Annotated in this window: 17 protein-coding genes; 9 read left to right on the forward strand and 8 right to left on the reverse strand. The window is 52.4% G+C overall.

Features of this window, described 5'->3' with window-relative positions; all coding sequences use genetic code 11:
* Nucleotides 1–25: 25 nt before the first annotated feature.
* The 3 genes from CVV30_04930 to CVV30_04940 all read left to right on the forward strand — a co-directional run bounded on the left by CVV30_04930 (nt 26) and on the right by CVV30_04940 (nt 2,904).
* Nucleotides 26–1,285, forward strand: coding sequence for a hypothetical protein (locus tag CVV30_04930; protein ID PKL70697.1), 1,260 nt, complete (start codon nt 26–28; stop codon nt 1,283–1,285).
* Between the two features lie 262 nt (nt 1,286–1,547).
* Nucleotides 1,548–2,102 (forward strand): TATA-box-binding protein, encoded by a 555-nt coding sequence (locus tag CVV30_04935; protein ID PKL70698.1) that lies wholly within the window; start codon nt 1,548–1,550, stop codon nt 2,100–2,102.
* Between the two features lie 349 nt (nt 2,103–2,451).
* A complete protein-coding gene (locus CVV30_04940; GenBank protein ID PKL70699.1) occupies nt 2,452–2,904 on the forward strand; it encodes a hypothetical protein in 453 nt (150 codons plus the stop codon).
* Between the two features lie 82 nt (nt 2,905–2,986).
* Here the strand turns inward: CVV30_04940 and CVV30_04945 are convergent, their stop codons facing one another.
* The 4 genes from CVV30_04945 to CVV30_04960 all read right to left on the reverse strand — a co-directional run bounded on the left by CVV30_04945 (nt 2,987) and on the right by CVV30_04960 (nt 9,419).
* Nucleotides 2,987–5,260 (reverse strand): hypothetical protein, encoded by a 2,274-nt coding sequence (locus CVV30_04945; protein ID PKL70700.1) that lies wholly within the window; start codon nt 5,258–5,260, stop codon nt 2,987–2,989.
* Between the two features lie 498 nt (nt 5,261–5,758).
* Nucleotides 5,759–6,259, reverse strand: a complete 501-nt coding sequence (locus CVV30_04950) for an acetolactate synthase small subunit (GenBank protein ID PKL70969.1) — start codon at nt 6,257–6,259, stop codon at nt 5,759–5,761.
* Nucleotides 6,259–7,932 (reverse strand): acetolactate synthase, large subunit, biosynthetic type, encoded by a 1,674-nt coding sequence (gene ilvB, locus CVV30_04955; protein ID PKL70701.1) that lies wholly within the window; start codon nt 7,930–7,932, stop codon nt 6,259–6,261. Before ilvB ends, CVV30_04950 begins: the two co-directional genes overlap by 1 nt.
* On the reverse strand, nt 7,929–9,419 hold the full coding sequence (locus CVV30_04960) for a 2-isopropylmalate synthase (GenBank protein PKL70702.1): 1,491 nt from the start codon (nt 9,417–9,419) through the stop codon (nt 7,929–7,931). The genes ilvB and CVV30_04960 overlap by 4 nt, the downstream gene beginning before the upstream one ends.
* Before the next feature lie 157 nt (nt 9,420–9,576).
* Here CVV30_04960 and CVV30_04965 point away from each other — a divergent pair, with 157 nt between their 5' ends.
* The 4 genes from CVV30_04965 (at nt 9,577) to CVV30_04980 (ending at nt 16,188) form a co-directional block, all read left to right on the forward strand.
* Complete coding sequence (locus tag CVV30_04965) at nt 9,577–10,254, forward strand: hypothetical protein (GenBank protein PKL70703.1); 678 nt, start codon at nt 9,577–9,579, stop codon at nt 10,252–10,254.
* 633 nt (nt 10,255–10,887) lie between these two features.
* Nucleotides 10,888–12,990, forward strand: coding sequence for a polyphosphate kinase 1 (gene ppk1 / locus CVV30_04970; protein ID PKL70704.1), 2,103 nt, complete (start codon nt 10,888–10,890; stop codon nt 12,988–12,990).
* A complete protein-coding gene (locus CVV30_04975) occupies nt 12,896–14,608 on the forward strand; it encodes a hypothetical protein (GenBank protein PKL70705.1) in 1,713 nt (570 codons plus the stop codon). Before ppk1 ends, CVV30_04975 begins: the two co-directional genes overlap by 95 nt.
* Nucleotides 14,605–16,188, forward strand: a complete 1,584-nt coding sequence (locus CVV30_04980) for a Ppx/GppA family phosphatase (protein ID PKL70706.1) — start codon at nt 14,605–14,607, stop codon at nt 16,186–16,188. Before CVV30_04975 ends, CVV30_04980 begins: the two co-directional genes overlap by 4 nt.
* An 18-nt stretch (nt 16,189–16,206) precedes the next feature.
* Here CVV30_04980 and CVV30_04985 read toward each other — a convergent pair whose 3' ends face one another.
* The 4 genes from CVV30_04985 to CVV30_05000 form a co-directional block, all read right to left on the reverse strand.
* Nucleotides 16,207–16,452: a hypothetical protein gene (locus tag CVV30_04985; protein ID PKL70707.1), complete on the reverse strand. Its 246-nt coding sequence runs from the start codon at nt 16,450–16,452 to the stop codon at nt 16,207–16,209.
* A gap of 96 nt (nt 16,453–16,548) precedes the next feature.
* Nucleotides 16,549–17,382: a hypothetical protein gene (locus CVV30_04990; protein PKL70708.1), complete on the reverse strand. Its 834-nt coding sequence runs from the start codon at nt 17,380–17,382 to the stop codon at nt 16,549–16,551.
* A 117-nt stretch (nt 17,383–17,499) separates the two neighbouring features.
* On the reverse strand, nt 17,500–18,750 hold the full coding sequence (locus CVV30_04995) for a hypothetical protein (GenBank protein PKL70709.1): 1,251 nt from the start codon (nt 18,748–18,750) through the stop codon (nt 17,500–17,502).
* Nucleotides 18,751–18,809: 59 nt separating this feature from the next.
* Nucleotides 18,810–19,055 carry a hypothetical protein gene (locus CVV30_05000; protein PKL70710.1) on the reverse strand — a complete coding sequence of 82 codons (246 nt, stop codon included), beginning with the start codon at nt 19,053–19,055 and terminating at the stop codon, nt 18,810–18,812.
* An 89-nt stretch (nt 19,056–19,144) separates the two neighbouring features.
* Here CVV30_05000 and CVV30_05005 point away from each other — a divergent pair, with 89 nt between their 5' ends.
* Nucleotides 19,145–20,959 (forward strand): potassium transporter Kup, encoded by a 1,815-nt coding sequence (locus CVV30_05005; GenBank protein ID PKL70711.1) that lies wholly within the window; start codon nt 19,145–19,147, stop codon nt 20,957–20,959.
* Nucleotides 20,960–21,059: 100 nt separating this feature from the next.
* Nucleotides 21,060–21,674, forward strand: a complete 615-nt coding sequence (locus tag CVV30_05010; GenBank protein PKL70712.1) for a hypothetical protein — start codon at nt 21,060–21,062, stop codon at nt 21,672–21,674.
* Nucleotides 21,675–21,699: the final 25 nt, after the last annotated feature.

Here is a 21,699-nt window from a genome sequence, read left to right on the forward strand (position 1 = left end):
AATTTCGATAGTCTCTGGAGTTCCATTGTACGATTCAATCAATGTCCCTTCATCCACAATAAGACAGGGACAACCCTGGCTGCTGAACGGATCAGCGCCGGGATACGAGAACATCCAGGTCTGGGTTTTTGGACCTGTTGAGGTATTGTTTTTCGTACAAAAGATAGAACCCGATGGTTCCTACACGGTCTCATTACTCCCGGAAAATACCCGGGAAATGGATCCGGGAAATTATCATGCTGTAATCCAGTTTCCGCACGAACCTGGATTATACGATATCCGGGTAAAAGACTGGCAGGTGATTAACACCAAAAAGCCGGTACCACAACAACAGATCTTCTCATTAATGCCGGGCCCACAAACTCCCTTCAGCCGGATTGCGTATGCAAGTCTTATCCAGGCGCTGAATGATCCCGCAGTCAATGATACCTATACAGATGTGCCTTTCGTCATCACACCGGCTCCTGTGACGGAACCTGATCCGGAAAAAGTGCCGATTCTTATTCATCCGGTTGAGGATCATACCGTGAGAGATCAATTCGTAATCGATGGCACGACAACCCTTTCTGAAGGTGAAGAAATCCTTGTGCAGATCATGCCATCTTCATTCGTACCAGGTCTCAAGATACCGGAAGGTATGCAGGAAGGCACGACAGGGACCGTCTATGTTATGGGGAGCCACAAGGGAGATAATACCTGGCGTTTTCCGGTCGACACCACCCATTGGCTCGCACATGAGTACCTCGTGGGTGTGGCAGCGGTCAGGGGAAATGCAACCGCCTCAACCCTCTTTACATTGTATAGCGGATCCATCCGCATTGATCCCGTAAGCAATCATACCGCAGGGGACACATTTCTAATAACCGGAACAACCGTGCTTTCAGATAACGATCCACTGTATGTTCAGTTACTATACCAACCTCACATTCTCACCAAAGAAATTACCGCACGGCAACCTTCCTGTGGGGATACCGGGGGTCACGCCACGACAATCAACCGGACATCGCAGAAATACTGGTCCCTTGTTCTCAACACCAGCGGGTGCTCTCCCGGTACGTATCGGGTTGAAGCATTCTCCAGTACCAGCCAGGTCCGGGGAGATGCCCGGCAATTTGAGATCTATCCCGATGCCAATGCAAGTCCCAGCCCGACACCAGAAGTCATTCCGGTAATTTTGAATGCAACTCCGCAAACCCCGGCATCCCGTCCCGCACCGCTCCCGGCCGTAATTGTCATAGGCTCGCTCCTGTGTGCAGTGTTCCTTGCCGCGAGAAAAGAGAGATGATGCCGCACCATCATACTCCTTATCATCCTTTATGGTTCGCTTCCCGCGTCTTCTCCTCGGTCCAGAAAGTCCGGTACCAATAAAAAAAGTTCCCGGTATTTTTTCTCACATGGATCTCGCATCACATTTTTCCCCGCGTGCATTTCACAGGTTCCGGGCGGTTCACGGGGGCGCAATATCTGCACTGCCACAGCCCGGTTAACAGGGCATCATAAAGGTTCCCCATCAGTATTATGATTCGGCGAGAATCATTGAATAGACAATGGTTGATAAGAAGTACGAATCCTTGAAGATTGAGAACATCGTTGCATCCGGTGTCATCGCTGAATCCATTGACCTGGTTGAGTTATCAGAAAAGGTCAAGAACTGCGAGCTCAACAAGAAGCGGTTCCCCGGCGCAGTTTACCGCATCGAGGACCCCAAGATTGCATCCCTGATCTTTTCATCAGGTAAAGTCGTGCTCACCGGTATCCGGAACCACAAGGCGCTCAAGGACGGACTTGCGATCATCATCAAGTCGTTAAACGATGCGGGCATTGCAACGCTCAAGGAGCCCAAGGTCGCCATCACCAACATGGTCTGTTCCTACAATCTCGGCAAGTACATCAATCTCAACAAGCTCGTTGTCACGCTCAATGTTGAAAATATCGAGTACGAACCCGAACAGTTCCCCGGCCTCGTGTACCGGATCAAGGAACCCCGGATAGTCGTGCTCATCTTCTCATCAGGAAAGATCATCCTCACGGGTGGCCGGAACCTGGAAGATATCCGGAAAGGTCTGGATGTTCTCGAGCAGAAGCTCGAATGCATTATGTAATACCAACAAACTTTTTTTGTTTCTATCCGGCTGGATTTTTTAAATTCTATCGGCATTTTTCCCATGATTCCCGTTTTCCGGTAAAATTTTCCTATCCGGGAATCTTGATGGAGGTTGAGACCCCCATACCCCCACTAAGGATGCTCCGCCGCTCCGAAGGGGCGTCCCCGCGGCGGGTCAAAAACGGTAGAGAGAAAATATAAAAGGAAAAAACGGTTTGCCCCGCTTCTCCCTGATATCCCTGCCTTATGTTAACGCATCTGGCATCACCCACGCAGGGTTCTGGTAATAGTTGGTGCTGACCGGATACCAGACCAGGAATTTTCCATTCGATTGCTCTAACGGGCTGGTGGTCGGGCACGCTGATGATTTTTTAAGAGTATGCGGGATGCAGGCCAGAAAATTTATGAGCCCTCAGCCGGAATTGCAACACATGATAACTAAACTTCCGGAAAGTTCCGCAAACATTGTTGGTTTCCGGGTCCAGGGAAAACTGGCAGACGAGGATTACCAGCAGAGACTTCTCCCCCCGATAGAAGAGGCCATCAGTGCCAACCAGAAGATCCGCCTGCTTTTCCAGATGGAGAATTTCGAAGGCTGGACGGCTCACGGGGCCTGGGATGACTTCATCAACTGGCCGAAATTCATGTCGGTAGAACGCATGGCTGTGGTCGTTGACCAGAACTGGCAAGAGTTTATGACCTGGTTATTCAGGGTTGCCTCCTCCTTAACGCACATGGAGATCCGGTTTTTCCGGACCACTGAGATGGCTGAGGCATGGGAATGGCTGCGGTCCCCGTAACCCCCTAAGAGCGTTAAGTGAATTTCCGGTGAATTTTTTTAAAATAACCGGCGGATTGGTAATGTAAAAAAATCCTGAATATCTATTGCTTCCCGACAGACCGGTATATCTCCTTTGGCACCAGGATCTCAAACCGGGCTCCTTTTCCGGGTTCACCGCACTCTTGTATCGTCATACCGGTAATAGAGAGAATTTCCCGGGAAAGGAAGAGTCCCAGGCCGGTATTTTTCCCGTGCCCCTGCTTAAAGATCATCTCTTTTTCCTTGGCCGGAATGCCGACCCCGTCATCATCCCACCGGAGGAGCAATCCATCGGGGGATTCATGCGCTGATACCCGGATCATGGTGACATGCTCCCCATAGCGCAGGGTATTATCTAAAAGATTGAAAAAGACTTTTTCCAGTATCGGGTCTGCATACACCACAATGTCTTTTATATCGTTATGGACCACCAGGTTTTTCGGGAACGGTAATTTTGTTACCAGAGTATGAAGATCCTGCCAGGTCGGAGTAGTAGTACCAAGATCCTGGTACACGCTGGAAAACTCAATCTGTTGACCGATTGATTGTTGTATGGATTCCATTTTTTCGAGATAGGATGCCATTTTCGGATCGGAAGAGATCCCTTGGGCAAGGCGGAGATATCCTGAAAAGGCGGTGAGATTATTGCAGATGTCATGGCGGGTAATACTGTTGAGGAGGTGAAGCTTGCGATTTGCGACATCCAGGTCCCGTTCAGCCCGTTTCTGTACCGAAAGATCCCGGGAGATACACAACACTACCGGTTTTCCATCGAGCTGGATAAGCCGGATACTGTCTTCTATCGGGATGCGACGCCCGTCTTTTGCGAGGAACTCGGTCTGGAAGACGATGTTTCCATGAGAGAACAGGGTTTTGAGGATTTCGGGGACACGGGCTTTTTGTTCCTGCACATCGATATCCGGAATTTTCATTCCCAGAAGTTCTTCACGGGTATACCCCAGCATCTGGCATGCCTGGATATTCACGTCAAGAATACGACCGGGACCTTCTTTGGAGATCTCGTGGATGAAAATTGCATCGTTTGCATTCTGCAGGATAATATTGGCTTTCAGATCCCGCTCATAGAGAGCATCTTCCGCCCGTTTTCGCTCGGTAATGTCCCGGGCTGCGGCAAGGACAATATCTTTTCCTGAAAACTTAAGCCGTCGTATGGTAATCTCTACGGGAAAGACAGAACCATCTTTTTTCTTATGCTCTCCATAAAATGTGGTAACTTCGGTCCCGGAAAACTGTTCTTTAATTCCGCTCATCTTCTGCCGGTGAGCCTCAGAAACAATATCGCGGATGGTTAAGGAGAGCAGTTCTTCCCGGGTATATCCCAGTTTGCTGCACATAATATCATTTACTTCAAGGAATTTTCCCGGTGACCCGTCAGGCATTAACTCATGGGAATAGATCTCATCGGTCGTGTTGTTAAAGAGGGTCCGGTATTTCTCCTCGCTCTCCCGTATCCGCTGCTCGTTTAACGCCAATACTTCAAACTGCCCCCGCAGTTCCTCTTCGATTGCCGTCATCTGTTCATAAGCAGCTCTCAGTTCGTCATTTCTCTGGAGGAGTTCGAGTTCTGCCTTTTTGCGATCCGTGATATTCTTGAATAATCCCCGGGTGTAAAGGGGTTTTCCATCAATGATCTGGCAGGTTACCAATCCTTCGACATAAATTTTTTTCCCGTCCCGCGTCCGGAAGGCAGCCTGGATGATGCCGACATCTTCTCCGGAGATTACCCGGGGAAATACCTCCATACAGTGCTGGAGGCTCTCTTCATGGATAATATCGAATATTGTAAGATTATTTAATTCCAGTTCGTCATATCCGACCGTATCGGTCCATTTTTTATTGACAAACAGAAAATGGCCGGAGGGATCAACGCTCTGGATCAGGTCATTGGCATTCTGGATGTCATGATAGCGCTGTTCCTGTTCGGCAAGGGTCAAGAGGGTCCGCCTCATCAGAACAGCCTGCTGGATAATATGGGCAAGCTCGGTAAACATGGCACCGGGGTCACCTCCTTTCTGGAGGTAATAATCTGCCCCGTTGTTCAAGGCTTCAATAACAATTTCTTCACGACCCCGTCCCGTGAATATGATAAAAGGGATCCTGTTGCCCATGGCACGGATATTTTTTAAAAATTCAATGCCATTCATCTCCGGCATCTGGTAGTCAGAAATGATGGCATCATAATTTTTTGCCGCTAGGATCTTGAATGCTGCCTGAGCGGACGTGACGGTATCGACACTGAGTTCACCATTGATTTCGAGAAAGATCTTCCCCATCTCAAGCAGGGTGGGTTCATCGTCAACGTAAAGAATGAACATAATGAATCTCGGTTACGATTGCTTGCCTCCATTTCGTAATAAGTTGTTCGACTTGATTTCCGAAACCAAGATTATCATTGCCCGGGTCTTCTGTGCGTCCTCATGAAAATGCGATAAGCATATCGTTTAACCGTCATTCATTCCACCCTGCAACAATTTGAAGCGTAACGCGGCCCGGTAAAAAACCGATAATTAAATTACATTTTCCAAGCCCGGATTTTTTGGGATAATCATCAGCAGGTTCAAGCCGCATTATGCATTTCCGTGGGGGGTTTTAATAAAAAATACATTGAAATCAACGGAGAGATGCCCGTCCCCAAATCGCTACTCGTACTAAGAATAGTGCTGAATTTTCTTCATGGCGATTATTCTTTCCGGGGGTGATTTAAGCACGAGGGAAATTGAAGCATTACAAAAAGCCACGTATTCAATAGAACTCACGGGTTTAAGGGTTATTTTGAATATTTTTTTGAAAAAATAGGGTTTTTCCCAAAAAAATTATTTCCCGCTTGCCACCGTCTTTGGCCCGCGGAGAATCCCGATCGTTCCCGTCCGGACAAATTCCTTGACGCCGAACTGGCGCAGGAGTTTTTCGAGCGCATCGATCTTTTCCGTATCGCCGATGACCTGGAGAATGATCGACTTGGGACTGACATCGACAATCGATGCCCGGAAGATTGTCGCGATCTGCATGATCTCGGCCCGGGACGCTCCCTGCTCTGCCGTGACCTTGATGAGCGCAAGTTCCCGTTCCACCCGTTCATTGCCGGTTAAGTCCGAGACCTTGATGATGTCGATGAGCTTGTTGAGCTGTTTCATAATCTGCTCAACCTTGGCATCGTCACCGATCACCACAATCGTGATCCGGCTCATGCCCGGTTCTTCGCAGGGACCGACGGCGAGACTCTCGATATTGAATCCCCGGCGCGAGAAGAGCCCGGTGACCCGTGACAGGACACCGGCCTTGTTCTCGACCAGGATCGACAGCGTGTGCGGCATCATTGCGGGTGGCCTCCGATCATCTCATTGATCGCAGCACCGGCCGGGACCATGGGAAAGACGTTCTCCTCCCGCTCGATCCTGAAGTCCATGACAAACGGGCCATCGCAGTCGAGCGATGCCTGGAAGGCCGGAAGCACATCTTCGGGAGTCTCGACCCGCATGCCCTCGATGCCGTACGCCTCGCCGATCTTCACAAAGTCGACCGGTGGCAATTCGGTAAACGAGTACCGGCGGTCGAAGAAGAGCTCCTGCCACTGCCGGACCATACCGAGATACATGTTGTTCAGGATCGCGATCTTCACCGGGATCTTGTTTGCCGCAATCGTTCCCATCTCCTGGATGTTCATCTGGATGCTGCCGTCGCCGGCGATAACAAAGGTCGGGACATCCGGCCGGGCGAAATGCGCACCGATCCCGGCGGGAAAGCCAAAGCCCATGGTACCGAGACCACCGGACGTAATCCAGGTCCGGGGATTGTGGAAGCAGAAGTGCTGCGCAGTCCACATCTGGTTCTGGCCGACTTCCGAGACAATCACGGCTTTTTCTTTCACGAGATCGCTTAACGTCCTGATGACAAACTGCGGGTGCAGCCCATCGGTCGACGGGCACTTGAGCGGGTGGTGTTGTTTCCAGTGCCTGATTTTCTTTAACCAGGCTTCGTGGGCACCCTGTTTTTTCATCACCGAGAGCAGGTCTTTGAGCACGGCTTTGACATCGCCGACAATCGGCACATCAACGCGCTTGTTCTTCCCGATCTCGGCCGGGTCGATATCGATATGGATGATCTTTGCCCGTGGTGCAAAGGTATCGATCTTGCCGGTTACCCGGTCATCGAAGCGTGCCCCGATCGCGATCATGAGATCGCACTCGGTGACAGCAAAGTTTGCATATTCCGTGCCGTGCATGCCCAGCATCCCGAGGTTGAGCGGGTGGTGGCAGGGGATGCAGCCGATGCCCATCAGGGTCGTGGTGACCGGGATGGAGGCAAGAGTTGCAAACTCCATGAGTTCTGGCGAAGCATTCGATGAGATAATGCCACCACCGGCATAGATGAGCGGGCGCTCGGCGTGACCGATCAGTTCAAGCGCTTTTTCGATCTGGCGCTTGTGTCCCTTGTACGTGGGATTGTACCCGCGAAGGACAACTTTGTCGGGCAACTTCACGTCTTCTGCAAGGCCCGTGCTCACATCCTTGGGGATGTCGATCAAGACCGGGCCCGGCCTGCCGGTACCCGCGATATAGAACGCTTCCTGGACAACCCGGCTGACGTCGCCGGCGCTCTTTACCAGGTAATTGTGCTTGGTGACCGGCATCGTGATACCGGTGATATCCGATTCCTGGAAGGCATCGTTTCCCAGCAGGTTGGTTGGCACCTGCCCGGTGATCGCAACCACCGGGGTGGAGTCCATGTAGGACGTGGCGATGCCGGTAACGAGATTACAGGCGCCGGGGCCTGACGTGGCGAGGCATACCCCTACACGACCGCTTGCCCGTGCATACCCGTCTGCGGCATGCGCTGCTGCCTGTTCGTGCCGTACAAGGAGGTGCCGCAATGGTGAATCATAGAGTTCATCATAGATCGGCAACACCACTCCCCCGGGATATCCAAAGATAATCTCAGTGCCTTCGCGCAGGAGTGATTCAACGAGGATTTTTGCCCCGGTTTTCATTTCTTTCCCTCAAGTAATCTGTTCATTCCGGCGATCATCGCCTCGACACTCGCCATGATAATATCCGTGCGTGCGCCGCGAGAAGTAATTATCTTCCCGTCTTTACTTAATCTTACTGTCACTTCGACCAGTGCATCCGTGCCGCCACTGATCGCATCGACATGGTACTCTTCAAGCCGGATGTCGGCCAGTTCGGCAACCGATTTTCTCAGCACCGACATTGCCGCATCCACCGGCCCGTCACCGGTCGCAGCCCCGGTCATCTCCTCGCCGTTTACAACCAGCGTAACCGAGGCGGTCGGGATCATGTTGCTGCCCGAGATCGCGGTGAACTGCTTCATCCGGATCACGGGTTTGCATTCGATGGCAAGCACGGCATCGGCAACTGCCATCAGGTCGGTATCCGACACCCGTTTGCCTTCGTCACCGAGCTGCTTGATCCTTTTCAAGATCTCCTTGAGCTGCGGGGCATCCGGCGCGTATTTCATCTCGTGGAGCGCTGCCTCAACCGATGCGGAACCGGAATGCTTGCCGAGCACGATACGCCGCTTGCGGCCTATGTCTTCGGGTTTGATCGATTCGTACGTGGACGGCTCTTTCATTACCCCGTGGGCATGGATGCCGCTCTCGTGGGTAAAGGCCATCTCCCCGACAATGGGTTTGTTGACGGGAAGCGGTACACCGGTCAGGCGCGAGACCAGTGACGAGAGATAGTAGATCTTCTCCTTTTTTATCCCGGTCTTGTACCCGTACAGCACTTCGAGTGCCATCACGAGTTCTTCGAGCGGGGTATTTCCCGCCCGTTCGCCCAGCCCGTTCACGGTCACGTGGGCACACCCGGCCCCGGCTTTGAGCGCAGCCATAGTGTTGGCGAGCGCAAACCCGAGATCATCGTGGCAATGGATGGACAGCGGGGCAATCCCGCTGAGCGGCGGGATGATTTCAGCAATTCTCTCGGGAGTCAGAAGTCCGACCGTGTCGCAGAAGCAGAGCCGGTCCGCACCCCGCGTTACGCCTTCAGAAAAGACGTGGTGCAGGAACTCCTGGTCCGCCCTTGAGGCATCCTCACCGGAGAGTTCGACAATCAGCCCCCGGCTTTTTGCGTATTCCACGGCTTCCCAAGCCATTTCAGCCACCTGCTCGCGGGTCTTTCGCATCTTCTTTTCAATGTGAAGATCGCTGACCGGAATCACGAGATGGACAGAGTCCGCTCCGAAATCAGCAGCCGCATCGATGTCGAGATGCAGCGCCCGGACAAACGTGCAGATCTCTGCCGAGAGGCCGGCCTCCGAGATCATCTTCATTGCATCCCGTTCGCCAACAGATGCGGCTGCCGAGCCGACTTCTACAACGTCCACGCCAATATCGGAAAGGGCAGTGGCAATCTCAAATTTCTGTTGTGGGGTTAACGATACGCCGGGCGTCTGTTCCCCGTCGCGTAAAGTAGTATCAAAAAAACGCAGCCTTTGGCCCAATAAAACAACCACTCATGGCATTCACCATAGATACACGTGGGAAAGGAGAATATAAATACATTCGCTGTTTTTTCCTGATCCGGAGCCAATAAATCCCGGAAGCTTCCACATTCGATAGGTACAGGAAAATCCGCCCACAAAAAAGGGGCATATATTTCAGGAGAAAAAAATGCTGACCGGTCACCACACGGAAAATCTTCCGTCAATCACGGAACAGATCCGTTCGGACCTGCAGGAAATCAGATCCACCCGAACCCGGGGAGAACTGGGCACAATCATCTCAACGATCGTGCTCCGGTATTCCCCCAAAGACATCGAGCAGATGCGGCGCAATTTTAAAGAAAAGATCCGCGATGTAACCCCCGAATACCGGGACCGGCTCCAGGAAAAGATCACCGAACACCTGCTCGGCACCTGGCAGACCCTGCGACTGATGCACCAGCAGGGCGCTTTTGCTCCCATGAACGAGCCCGTGCCAAAGGAGGTTGACGCGTACTGGGCGATGGTTGCGACGCAGTGCGGCGGCGGTAGTGCTGGTGAAGGCGATGACATCCGGCTCCGGTTCTTGAAATTCCTGATTGCCGGTTTCTGCATGTTTGTGCAGCACGAACCGGGCCACCCGGTCGGCACCCCGTTTCCCGGAGGCGACATGGTCCAGTACATTGACGGGGTTTACTATTGCCCGGTGCGGGAGAAAGCAAACGATGTCGATGCCGCACTCTGCCCGTTCTGCCCCGCACGCCAGAGCCCGGAGATCGGGTACCTCAAACCCCCGGTGAATGGGAGCGAGCACCGGAAGCAGGAGTTCATCCGGCATTGTCATGATTTCCATAATTTCAATGGGTGAAAAATTCGCTTTTAAAAAAACGGATAGGAATCGATATGATTCTGATTGGGATTTTAAGAAACCGGATAACTTTTTTTCCATGAAAATTCAGGATTTTGATCGGGAAATTTAAGAGACCGGATTACTTTTTTCATGAAATATTGGGATGCTTCCCACCCCCTGCGGGGGTCGCTCGGCCGCCTCGGCGGGGCCTCGCTGGGCGGGGAGGTTCATCCAACCGGTTCTTTTACGGAGTTATTCCCGGATAGATTGTCGAAATCGGGAATCTTGAAATCAAAAACCGTAAAATAAAATCTTCGAAATTGAAATTTTCCAAAATCGAAATCAATCGCAATCAAAATTTACCGTTTTCGAAAAAATACTATTTTTACCAATAGAGCCGCCGCGGGGGCGCCCCGTCGGGGGCGGCGGACCATCATTAGTGGGGGTATGGGGGCATCAGCCCCCATCAATGGAATGTTTTTACAGCATTTTTCCTTCCCCAATATTCTCTATAGAACAGCCTCTTTTTTCCTGATGCGCCACGATGATTTCTTTGAATAATCAGAGGTACAGTGAAAACTGTTATATTTCAACGGTACACATTCTACCAATAGCGTCGCCGTCTGAACAATACCTGGCAGGTGCAGATTTATGGATACCGCCCCGATAATTTCCCTCGATGATCCCGCATTGTATATCAACCGCGAACTGGCATGGATCCGGTTCAACCGGCACGTGCTGGATGAAGCCCATGATCCCACCCATCCCCTGCTGGAACGGGTAAAATTCCTCTCCATTTTTTCCAATAATCTCGATGAATATTTTATGGTCCGGGTATCCGGGCTCCAGCGGCAGTATGCAAAAGGCGTGCGGAAATTTCCGGCCGATGGCATGACCCCGGCGCAGCAACTGGACGGAATCCAGCAGATGCTGCTCCCCGAACTCGTACGCGGGTACAACTGCTGGCATGATGATATCCTGCCCAAACTTGCAGCGGCGGGAATACACATCCACGTGTACCGGGATCTCGATGAACGCCAGAAAGCGCTGATGCACCGCTTTTTTGTCGATGAGATCTTCCCGGTCCTTACGCCCCTTGCCTTCGACAGCTCGCACCCGTTTCCCTTCATCTCCAACCTCTCGCTCAACCTCGCCATCATTATCCGGGATACCAATAAAAAAGAATTTTTTGCCCGGTTAAAAGTACCGACCAACCTCTTCTCGCGGCTCATCCGCATCCCGGATCCAGAAGGAAACTGCCGCAATGACCAGAATGCCCATTTCGTCTATCTCGAAGATATCATTGCCGCCCATCTCGACATGCTCTTTCCGGGGCTTGAGACCATTGCTTCGTTTCCCTTCCGGATTACCCGGGATGCGGACCCCGAGATTGAAGTCGACGATGCGTCGGATCTGCTGACAACGGTAGAAGAGATCATGGAACAGCGTGCGCACGGCAACCCGGTGCGCATCGAAGTGGAGTGTTCCATGCATGACGACATCTGCCACATGCTGGAGAAAAAACTCGTCATCACGTCGGCAATGATCCACCGGGTCGGCCATCCCGTAGGCATGGCAGATCTCATGCAGCTCCTCTCGCTGGACCGCCCGGACTTGAAAGACCGGCCCTACACTCCTTCGCTGCCGGATGATCTTACCGAAGGAAAGGATATTTTTTCTGCCATCCGCCACCACGATATTCTCCTGTACCAGCCCTATGACAGTTTTACGCCGGTCGTCAACTTTATCCGGCAGGCTGCAAAAGATCCGGATGTGCTGGCCATCAAGATCACGCTCTACCGGGTGGGTTCCAACTCCCCGATCGTCAAGGCACTCATGGAAGCCCGGGAGAATGGCAAGGCCGTTGCTGCGCTCATCGAGCTCAAGGCCCGGTTCGATGAAGAGAATAATATCGGCTGGGCCCGGGCTCTGGAAGGAGAGGGCGTGCACGTAGTCTACGGGGTCGTAGGCCTCAAGGTGCATGCAAAACTCTGCATGGTAGTGCGGAGGGAAAAAGACGGGATCCGGCGTTACATGCATCTCGGCACCGGCAATTACAATGCCACGACAAGCCGCATCTACACGGACTTTGGCTTTCTCACCTGCGACAAGCAGATCGGAGAGGACGTGGCAAACCTGTTCAATTTCCTGACCGGGTATGCACGGATTGAGAATTACCAGAAACTTCTCGTGGCCCCGGTCACCTTAAGGAAAGGCATCCACTCCTTAATCGAGCGCGAGATCACCAGTCACCAGAAAGAAGGAGGAGGGCACCTCATCTTCAAGATGAACGCCCTTGTCGATCCATTCTGCATTGCGGCACTCTACCGGGCATCGCAGGCCGGGGTAAAGATCGATCTCCAGGTGCGGGGTATCTGCTGCCTCCGCCCGGGAATTCCCGGCATCAGCGAGAACATCGAAGTGACCACGATTGTTGGCAGGTTCCTCGAACATGCCCGGATTTACTATTTCCGCAATGGCGGGAAGGGCGAAGTGTTCTTAGGAAGCGCCGATCTTATGCCCCGCAACCTCGACCGGCGCGTAGAAGTCCTCTACCCGGTCCAGAATGTCACAATCCGGGATGCCATTGTGGAAAAGATCCTTCCGGTGCAGCTCAAAGATAATCTCAAATTACGAGTGCTCCGCAGTGACGGGACCTATGAACGCCGCACCATACCCGACGGGGCCAAACCGCTCAGTGCCCAGGACTGGTTTTTGGAACACAGCGGGTGCTGGTACCATGACATCCACTGAACAGCCCGGCAATGACCGGAAGGCGCGGCAGGTGCCGGTTACCGCAGCCTGCATGTTCGGGAAAAAACGGCTGCTTCCGCTGCTCGAAGCGTTCGCTAAGGAAATTACCGGGGTAAAAGCCGCAGAAGATATCGAGTATATCCACCGGATGCGAGTCGCTTCCCGCCGTCTCCGGGCTGCACTTCCTCTCTTCCAGTCCTGTTTTTTGAAAAAGCAGTACGCAAAATGGACCGAGGAGATTAAGGAGATCACCCGGGCACTGGGCGAAGCCCGGGACTGCGATGTCCAGATCGCGTACCTGACAAAATACCAGAAACGCTCGGAGAAAGCCTGGCAGGCCACAAAACATGCGGATGGTGCAGAGCTCCCGACGAGCCCGGCGGTGCGGTACCTGCTTGCCGACCTGAAGAAACGCCGGCATCTTTTACAAAAAGTAGTACTGCGTGCGCTGGCAACGCTGGAAAAAAACCATGCCGTTGAGGAGATGCTCATTGCGTTTAGTGAACCGGATCTCCCGGTCAAAGGCGGGATGAAACGCGCCTTTGCCTACGGCATTGCTCCCGTTGCAGCCATCCGGATCGAACAACGGTTATGCGATCTGCTCGCATTCGAACCCTGGGTTTCCCACCCGGAAGCCGTGGCCGAACACCACGCTACCCGGATTGCGGCAAAAAAACTCCGGTATACGCTCGAAGTCTATGCCCCGGTGTACCGGCTCAACCTGCAAAAGCCAATCGCACGGGTCAAGGCCGTGCAGGAAGCACTCGGCGATCTCCATGACTGCGATGTCTGGATTGACGCCATCACCCTGCTGCTCCTCCGGGAACGCTCTCTCCTCCGGTCCGAGAAGGAGGCAAAACGCCCGGACACGCAGACCCTCTCGAGCCTGAAGATCTTTTTGGCCGAACGGGAGCGGGAACGAAGAGCGCTGTACCGGCATTTCACCAGTTACTGGGCCTCCTTACAACGGGCGCATATCTGGGAAGAACTCCGGGCCACGCTTGATTCCGGCAGGAAAACCCGCTTCCGGCCCCGCGATCCGGTACCGGAACCGGAAATCCGGGCAGTCGTTGCAATGATTTCTGCGGAATACCCTAAAGGACTGGACCACTGCCAGCTGGTGACAAAACTTGCCCTCATGCTGTTTGACAGCCTCCTGCCCCTCCACAAGTTCGATGCACGCGACCGGTTCCTGCTGGAGTGCGCAGGCATGCTGCACGATATTGGCTGGAAATTCGGACAGAAAAATCATAACAAGCGCAGCGCTGCCATGATCTTTGCCGATGAACGATTGCCGCTCGACCTGACCGAACGCGGGATTGTTGCCCTGGCAGCCCTGGCCCATCGCGGGCACCTTACGATCGAATTCCACAGTTTCTTTTCCCTGCTTTCCGAAGATGACCGGAAAAAACTCCTGATACTTTCCGGCATACTTCGCATTGCCGATGGCCTGGATTACCTGCATCTCGGGACGGCACAGGAGGTTCACTGCGTTATCGGAGACGAGATATTCTGCGATGTCACCGGGACATCCGACCTGACGGTGGAAAAAGAGCGGGCACGGACCAAGGCGGATGTCTTTAACCGGGCGTTTGGCAGGAACCTGGTGATCCGGTGAAGGCAAAAAAATTTGACGGGAATGGCCGCGTTGTTGCGTTTATCGATATCGGGACCAACTCCATCCGCCTTTTGGTTGTCCGGCTCAACCCGAATCATTCCTACACCATCCTGACCCGGCAGAAGTTGCAGGTGCGGCTGGGTGAAGGTGAGTTTGAAGACGACGAGATCCTTCCCGAAGCCATTGAACGGGCAGTCGTGGTCTGCAAAAAATTCACCGAGCTTGCCCGCACGTTTTCTGCCGAAGAATTTGTGGCAGTTGCCACTTCGGCCATGCGGGAAGCGTCCAACCAACAGGAAATCCTGCACCGGCTCCGGCTCGAAGCCCAGCTCGATATCCGGGTGATCTCGGGCCAGGAGGAAGCCCGGCTCATCTACTTAGGCGTTGCCAGCGGCATGCACCTGGAAGGAAAAGTCACTTTTTTTATTGATATCGGCGGCGGGAGCACGGAAATAGCGGTGGGCGATGAGCGCAATTACCAGTACCTTGAGAGCTTCAAACTCGGGGCGATCCGGCTGGCTAACCTGTATGTCCCCCTCTCTGACGCAGGCCCGATTACTGCTGAACGCTACAAAAAGATTCAGCAGCATGTCAAAAACAACATCATCCGGTCCATTAAAAAGATCCATAAACACAACCCGGTCTGTGCGGTTGCAAGCTCCGGCACCGCATTGAACCTTGCCGATATTGCAGCAAAAGCCCTGCACCAGAACCAGAATGCGGATGGCGTGATCACCCACCATGAACTAAAAAAAGTCATCAGCCTGATCTGTTCCCTGCCTCTCGAACAGCGCAGGAAAATTCCCGGCATCAATCCCGAGCGGGCAGATATCATTGTGCCGGGCGCTGCCATTCTCGACACGTTCATGCAGGAACTCTCCCTGAATGCGATTACCGTTACCGCACGGGGCCTGCAGGACGGGCTTTTGGTGGATTACCTCTCGCGGATGGATGAGTTTCCCCTGCTCGGAGAACTCTCGCCGCGCCAGCGCAGTGTGCTGCAACTGGGACGCTCCTGCGGGATCAATGAGGCCCATGCCCGGACGGTCACGGCCCTTGTCCTTGCCATGTTCGACAGTGCAAAGGAACTGCACCTCCATTCGTACGGGGATGCGGAACGCGAACTATTGGAATACGCCACCTTCCTTCACGACATCGGCTCGTTCATATCGTATACCAATCACCAGGCACACTCGTATTACCTGATAAAAAATTCAGAACTGCTGGGCTTTGACCAAAAGGAAGTGACCTTCATGGCCAACCTTGCCAAGTACCACCGGAAAAAGAGCCCGCGCAAGAAGGATCCCGAGATCCTCGAACTCGATCCACATGAGCGCGAAACCCTGCGGGTACTGGCAACTTTCATACGGATCGGCGAGAGCCTTGACCGGAGTCATGCAGCCCTGATCCGGCATGTCCGTTTCACCGCATCGGGAAATGATGAAGTCCGGTTCGAGATCATTGCCCGGGGAGACTGCCAGCTGGAGATGTGGAGCATCGAAAGCGAGAAAAAGGCGTTTGAAAAAGTATTTGGCAAAAAAATTATCTTCGAAATTCTGGGAAATTCATCCCCGGACTAAAAAAAATTCTAAAAAAAATTATGCTGAAGTGCCGATTGCACTTTTCACGGCATCTTTTACCGCCGGGGGCACATTCAGCGTATCCAACAATGCCGGGAGCAGGCTCATCATGGCTTTTTTCCCGTCAGGGGTTTCAATAAATCCTTTGAGCATGGCAATGCCATCCGGGGATGCCAGAAATTTCTTTGCCGCTTCCTGTCCTTCGGGGGTTGCAAGATAACTGCTAACCGCACCGCCCATTCCACCAAGACTTCCAAAATTCATCAGGATTCACTTCACTTTTGACTTTATGCGTTACACCAGGGATCAGTTAAAAGTTGGGGTAATCCCACAAAAAAATACGGGAATTTTCAAAAAAAATTATGGGGTGCCAATCAGCATCTGGACCTCGGCAAAGACATCATTTCCGGACATGACAATCCGGTAATTGCCACTCTTCCGCACCATGAAACTGTGTTTTGTGAGATCAGGGTAGTCCTTCCCATATCCCTGCTGTTCAACAACCTCACCGGTTCCCGCGTCGAACACGGTCACTTCAAACCATGCATAGGGGCTGGCTTGGGTGGTATTTTCATAGTGTTCATTATTGGTCTCGGCAGCAACCAGCCGGTGACGGATGATTAGGACCGGCGTAAGATTGAACCGTACATACAGCGGGGGACGCGTGAGCTCCTGGGAGAACTCAACTTTCTGGCCATAGGAAAAATTCTGGTTGAGATTATAGACGGGCTCATAATCTTCCTCCAGGCGGGCATCCCATTGTGCGACCGGCAGGGTTGTTGTTTCCGGGATAATGGTTGTTTCTACAGGCACCGTGGACTGGGCCGTCGGCTGTGGGGTCAGGTTCGGGGTTACGGAATTGGCAGGAAGGGGAGCCATTCCTTCCAGGGTATCCTGGCCACTGGCTTTGAGCATCGGCAGTCCCGCGATAAGTAATACAGCCATGATAACAATGAGCGCAATAATAATGCCAATAATTGCCGGGTTTTTCGGGAGTATGGGTTTTGAAGAGGGTGCCCGGAAGACCGGAGGCTGGCACCGGGGCAGGGGGGCTTCAGGGACTACGGGTGTTTCAGAAGCGGTGGGGGTTTCAGGAACGGCCGGAGCAGTATCGGTCTCCTGGCGTGCCCCGCACTGCCCGCAGAACTTTTTATCAGCGGGAATCTCTGCACCGCAGGATGTACAGAATGGCATGTAAGGAGCATTGGCTGCGAAGGGTTTGATACTTTTTCTTTTTGGGTTTTAAAAAAAATGAAAGATACTAAAAAGGAAGAGGGAACGCTAACAAAGGATTAACCGGTAACCAAAAAATCAGGAGGGGTTTTTCTCTTTTCCAAATCCCCAGAACAATTTCTGGTAGGCTCGTGCAATCACGGTTCTTTCCAGCAGGAATATCATGATTGAGCAAGCGAGAATACTGAAAAAGATGATAATATAGGTGATGTCCTGGATGGCCTGGCCGCTTGCGATACCCGCCTGTAAGGGGAGGGATGCGAGCACGGCTGCTGCCAGTCCTTTGGGCTCCATAACCGCAACGATCGCTGCATCCGCAACCGGCATACTCCGGGGAATCGTTAACCAGACCATGAGGATCCGGGCAAGATAGATGATGATGGTAATCGCTGCACCCAGGAAAATGATAGACATATCGCCGAAGTGAATCGAGATCCCGATATAGATGAAGAAAAACGTTTTGAGCAACGATACCAGCTGGGCAAAAAATTCTTTTTCTATCGGGGTGAGTTCGACCTGGGTGATATCCTCCCCCAGGAACGGGAGAATCTTTTCTGCCTTGAAATAATAGAGATTTCCCAAAGTCAGGCCGAGTGCCAGCGCAGCGATAGCACCGGAGAACCCGAGCAGGCTGACAAAGCCAAAGACAATGAAGACGAATGCCGGGGTAATAAAGACGCTCTTGATACTGGCGAGACGGTGGTAGATGGACGACCACCAGACCCCGGCAGCAACCCCGATAATGATGGCGATGAGGAACGAGGCCATCAGGTTGCCGACAAGGTGACCAATGTTGAACTGGTCCAGTTTGACGACATCGAGCAGGGCGAGCAGGACAACGATGCAGAGCACATCGCTGATCGCCGATTCAAGGGCGAGGATTGCTTTTGTATCGTTTTTGATATTGAGGTAATTGGTGAACGGGATGACAACCGCAGACGACGTGCCCCCAAGAATCGCGCCGAGCATGAGCGATTCGATAAAGGTAAAGCCGGCCAGGAAATGCATGACTGCGATACAGATGCCGGTAATGATAACAAAATTTATCAGGGTGATGGCCATCGTCCCGTTGATGGACTTTTTCAGGGTTTCAAGGGTGATGTGCAGGCCGCCTTCGAACAGGATGATCGCCAGCGTGACCATGGTAAAGAGCGGGCCGACAACCCCGAAAGCCGAAGGATCGACAAGGCCGAGAAACGGGCCGATGATTATACCGATGGCGATAAGAAAGAGCACGTCAGGGATTTTGGTGAGCGTGAAAAAACGTGAAAGAATGTTTCCCAGGAATATGAGAAGACCAAGGAAGAGTACAGTCACTGCTGGATCCATTGGTTACACGTTGATCGATAAGGAAATTATATGTTTTCTATTAATAGCGCTTAAAGGAATCAAATGTTAAAAAAATCAGTCCGCACAGAAAATAGATATGGTGTTCGTTCCAATAAACAGTCATGAAACCAGGTCGTGATTCCATTAAAAAGTCTGATTCCGATTCCGTCACGGAACCCGGTAGTGAGAATCAGGGAGTCGATTTTCTGCAAGTTCTCCTGGCGGGAGGGGGAATTATTGGTGCACTTGCATTGATCTTTCTGATTCTCCGCTATCTCCTGCACGTAATCTGAAATTATCTTCATTCCTTTTTTTTAAAGAGCCGGATTATACCGGAAAATTCCTGCTGGAGAATCCAAAACATTTACCCCTTACCAAGCCCAGATTATGCATAATGGGAAACCCGAAAACCCCCTGCTCTAAGATTGTCAAATCTCTCGGGCTTGTGTTCGGGGATATCGGCACCAGCCCGATCTACACGGTCGGGGCCATCCTGCTCTTCCTGATGCCCACGGTCCAGAACATCTTCGGGCTCTTGTCGCTCGTCATATGGACCCTGTTTATCATCATCACCATCCAGTACATCTGGCTGGCCATGTCGCTTTCTGACAAAGGGGAAGGAGGGACCATCGTTCTCAAAACCCTCCTTGACTCCCTGTTAAAGCCCGGCATCACCGCATCGGTTGTATCCGTTCTCACGATCATCGGGATTGCCCTGTTCATAGGAGATGGCGTGATCACGCCGGCCATCAGTATTCTCTCGGCAGTTGAAGGTATCCTGCTGATTCCCGGGTTTGAAACAACCAGCCAGATTGGCATCCTCATCATCGCAGCCATCATCGCCATCGGCCTGTTCCTCTTCCAGAAGCGGGGGACGGACCAGGTGGCATTTGCCTTCGGGCCGATTATGGTAATCTGGTTCGCGGCCCTTGCACTATCCGGCGCGATCTCGATCATCGGCGCCCCTCATGTGCTCTGGGCATTAAGTCCGACGTTTGCCCTGGCATTCATCTTAGAAAACGGCTGGGCCTCGCTTATTGTCATGTCTGCCGTGATTCTCTGTGTTACCGGGGGAGAAGCGCTCTATGCCGACATGGGACATCTTGGCCGGGAACCGATTGTCAAAGGCTGGGTCGTGGTTTTCCCGGCACTCGTGCTCAGTTACCTCGGACAGGGAGCATACGTCCTCCAGACAGACAACACGCACAATGTACTCTTCTCGATGATTCACCACATCAGTCCCCTTGTCTACGTCCCCTTCCTTATCTTAAGCATCGCAGCCACGGTCATTGCATCGCAGGCCATGATCTCCGGTATGTTCTCGATTGTTTACCAGGGCATGACTACCCGCATCCTGCCAAAGATGAAAATTGAGTTCACGTCCTCGGAACTACAGTCGCAGATCTACATCGATGCGATCAACTGGATGCTGCTTGCCGCCGTGCTGGTCGTGATGTTCGAATTCCGTTCATCAGAGAATCTTGCTTCCGCTTATGGCCTTGCGGTTTCAGGTTCAATGCTGATCTCTGCTATCATGATGGCGATCATCTTCCTGCACAAGAGAAAACCGATCGAGACGATAATCACCGGAGCTCTCATCATCATCGATGGGTTGTTCTTCATCTCCACGCTGCTCAAGATCCCGCACGGGGCCTACTGGTCGTTCATCATGGCTGCCATTCCTCTTATCATCATCATTACGTTCATCCTGGGGCAGGAGAAACTTCACGCCATGCTCAAACCGGTCCCGCTTGAAAAGTTTCTCCCCCGGTACCAGCAGATTTATGCAAATTGCCCGAAGATCCGGGGGACTGCGCTTTACTTTATCGGCGATGTAAACAACCTCTCGCCCTATATTTCCCAGGTCTTTTTCCAGAACGAGATCCTGTACGAGAATAATATTCTTGTATCGATCAAGGTCACCGAAAAGCCGTTTGGCATCAGCACCGCTTTTGATGCCGATCTTGCCCCGGGCCTCCATCTCTTTATGGTCACCTCCGGGTACATGGAAGTCGTCAACGTAACCGGACTGTTAAAGGAGCGGGCAATCGATGAGAAGACGATCTTCTATGGCATTGAAAATATCGTGAGTGATCAGATTCTCTGGAAACTGTATGGGCTCATCAAAAAGGTCTCTCCCCCGTTTGTCCAGTTCTATGCCCTTCCCCCGGAAAAGATCCACGGTGTGGTGACCCGGGTCGTGATGTGATCCGGGTATTACTATCATCCCTTTGGTTCCCCGCATAACCCGATTCTATAAATCTATACCATCCTATAGATCGCTTGAGAGTGTTATGGTAAACAGGATAATGGGCAGGATTCAGTCGCGGGATATCCCGTACCGGGTAATTGCCCTGCTCATACCGGTCCTTGTCGTCATTATCCACATCAGCATAATGGCTGCCACCCTCCCGCAGACCCAGTTTTATACAATGATCGGGCTGATGGTCACCTATCTCCTCCCACCCGCAGGTAAAGAGGCCGTCATCCCGATTGGGATTGCCCTGGGAATCCCGTGGTGGTACATGGCGCTTTCAATTGTCATGATAGATGTTGAGACCGGCCTTTTCATGGCGCTGAACTTTGACCTCACCTACCGCATTCCCTTCCTCGGTCCGCTGCTTTCGGACACTACGAAAAAGACTGAGCAGTTTATCCTTAACCACCCCTGGTTTGCCGGCCTCTGGTTCTTTGCCATTGTCCTTATGGCGAGTGTCCCTTTCTTAGGGAGCGGGGGAATCCGGGGTTCCATTGCCGGAAAGATATTGGGAATCAATAATGTGCTTGTCTTCTTTGCAATCCTTATCGGAGCCCTTATCGGATGTTTCGGTATTGCGCTGGGATCCGATGTGATCCTCACCCAGCTCTGTGCCAGCGGAACACTTCCTGCCGGGATTGCTGCACGGGTGTGCGGAGGGGGATGAGTGGGGGTATGAGGTTGCCGGTTAA

The sequence above is a fragment of the Methanomicrobiales archaeon HGW-Methanomicrobiales-1 genome (genome assembly GCA_002839675.1).
GTDB lineage: Archaea > Halobacteriota > Methanomicrobia > Methanomicrobiales > Methanospirillaceae > Methanoregula.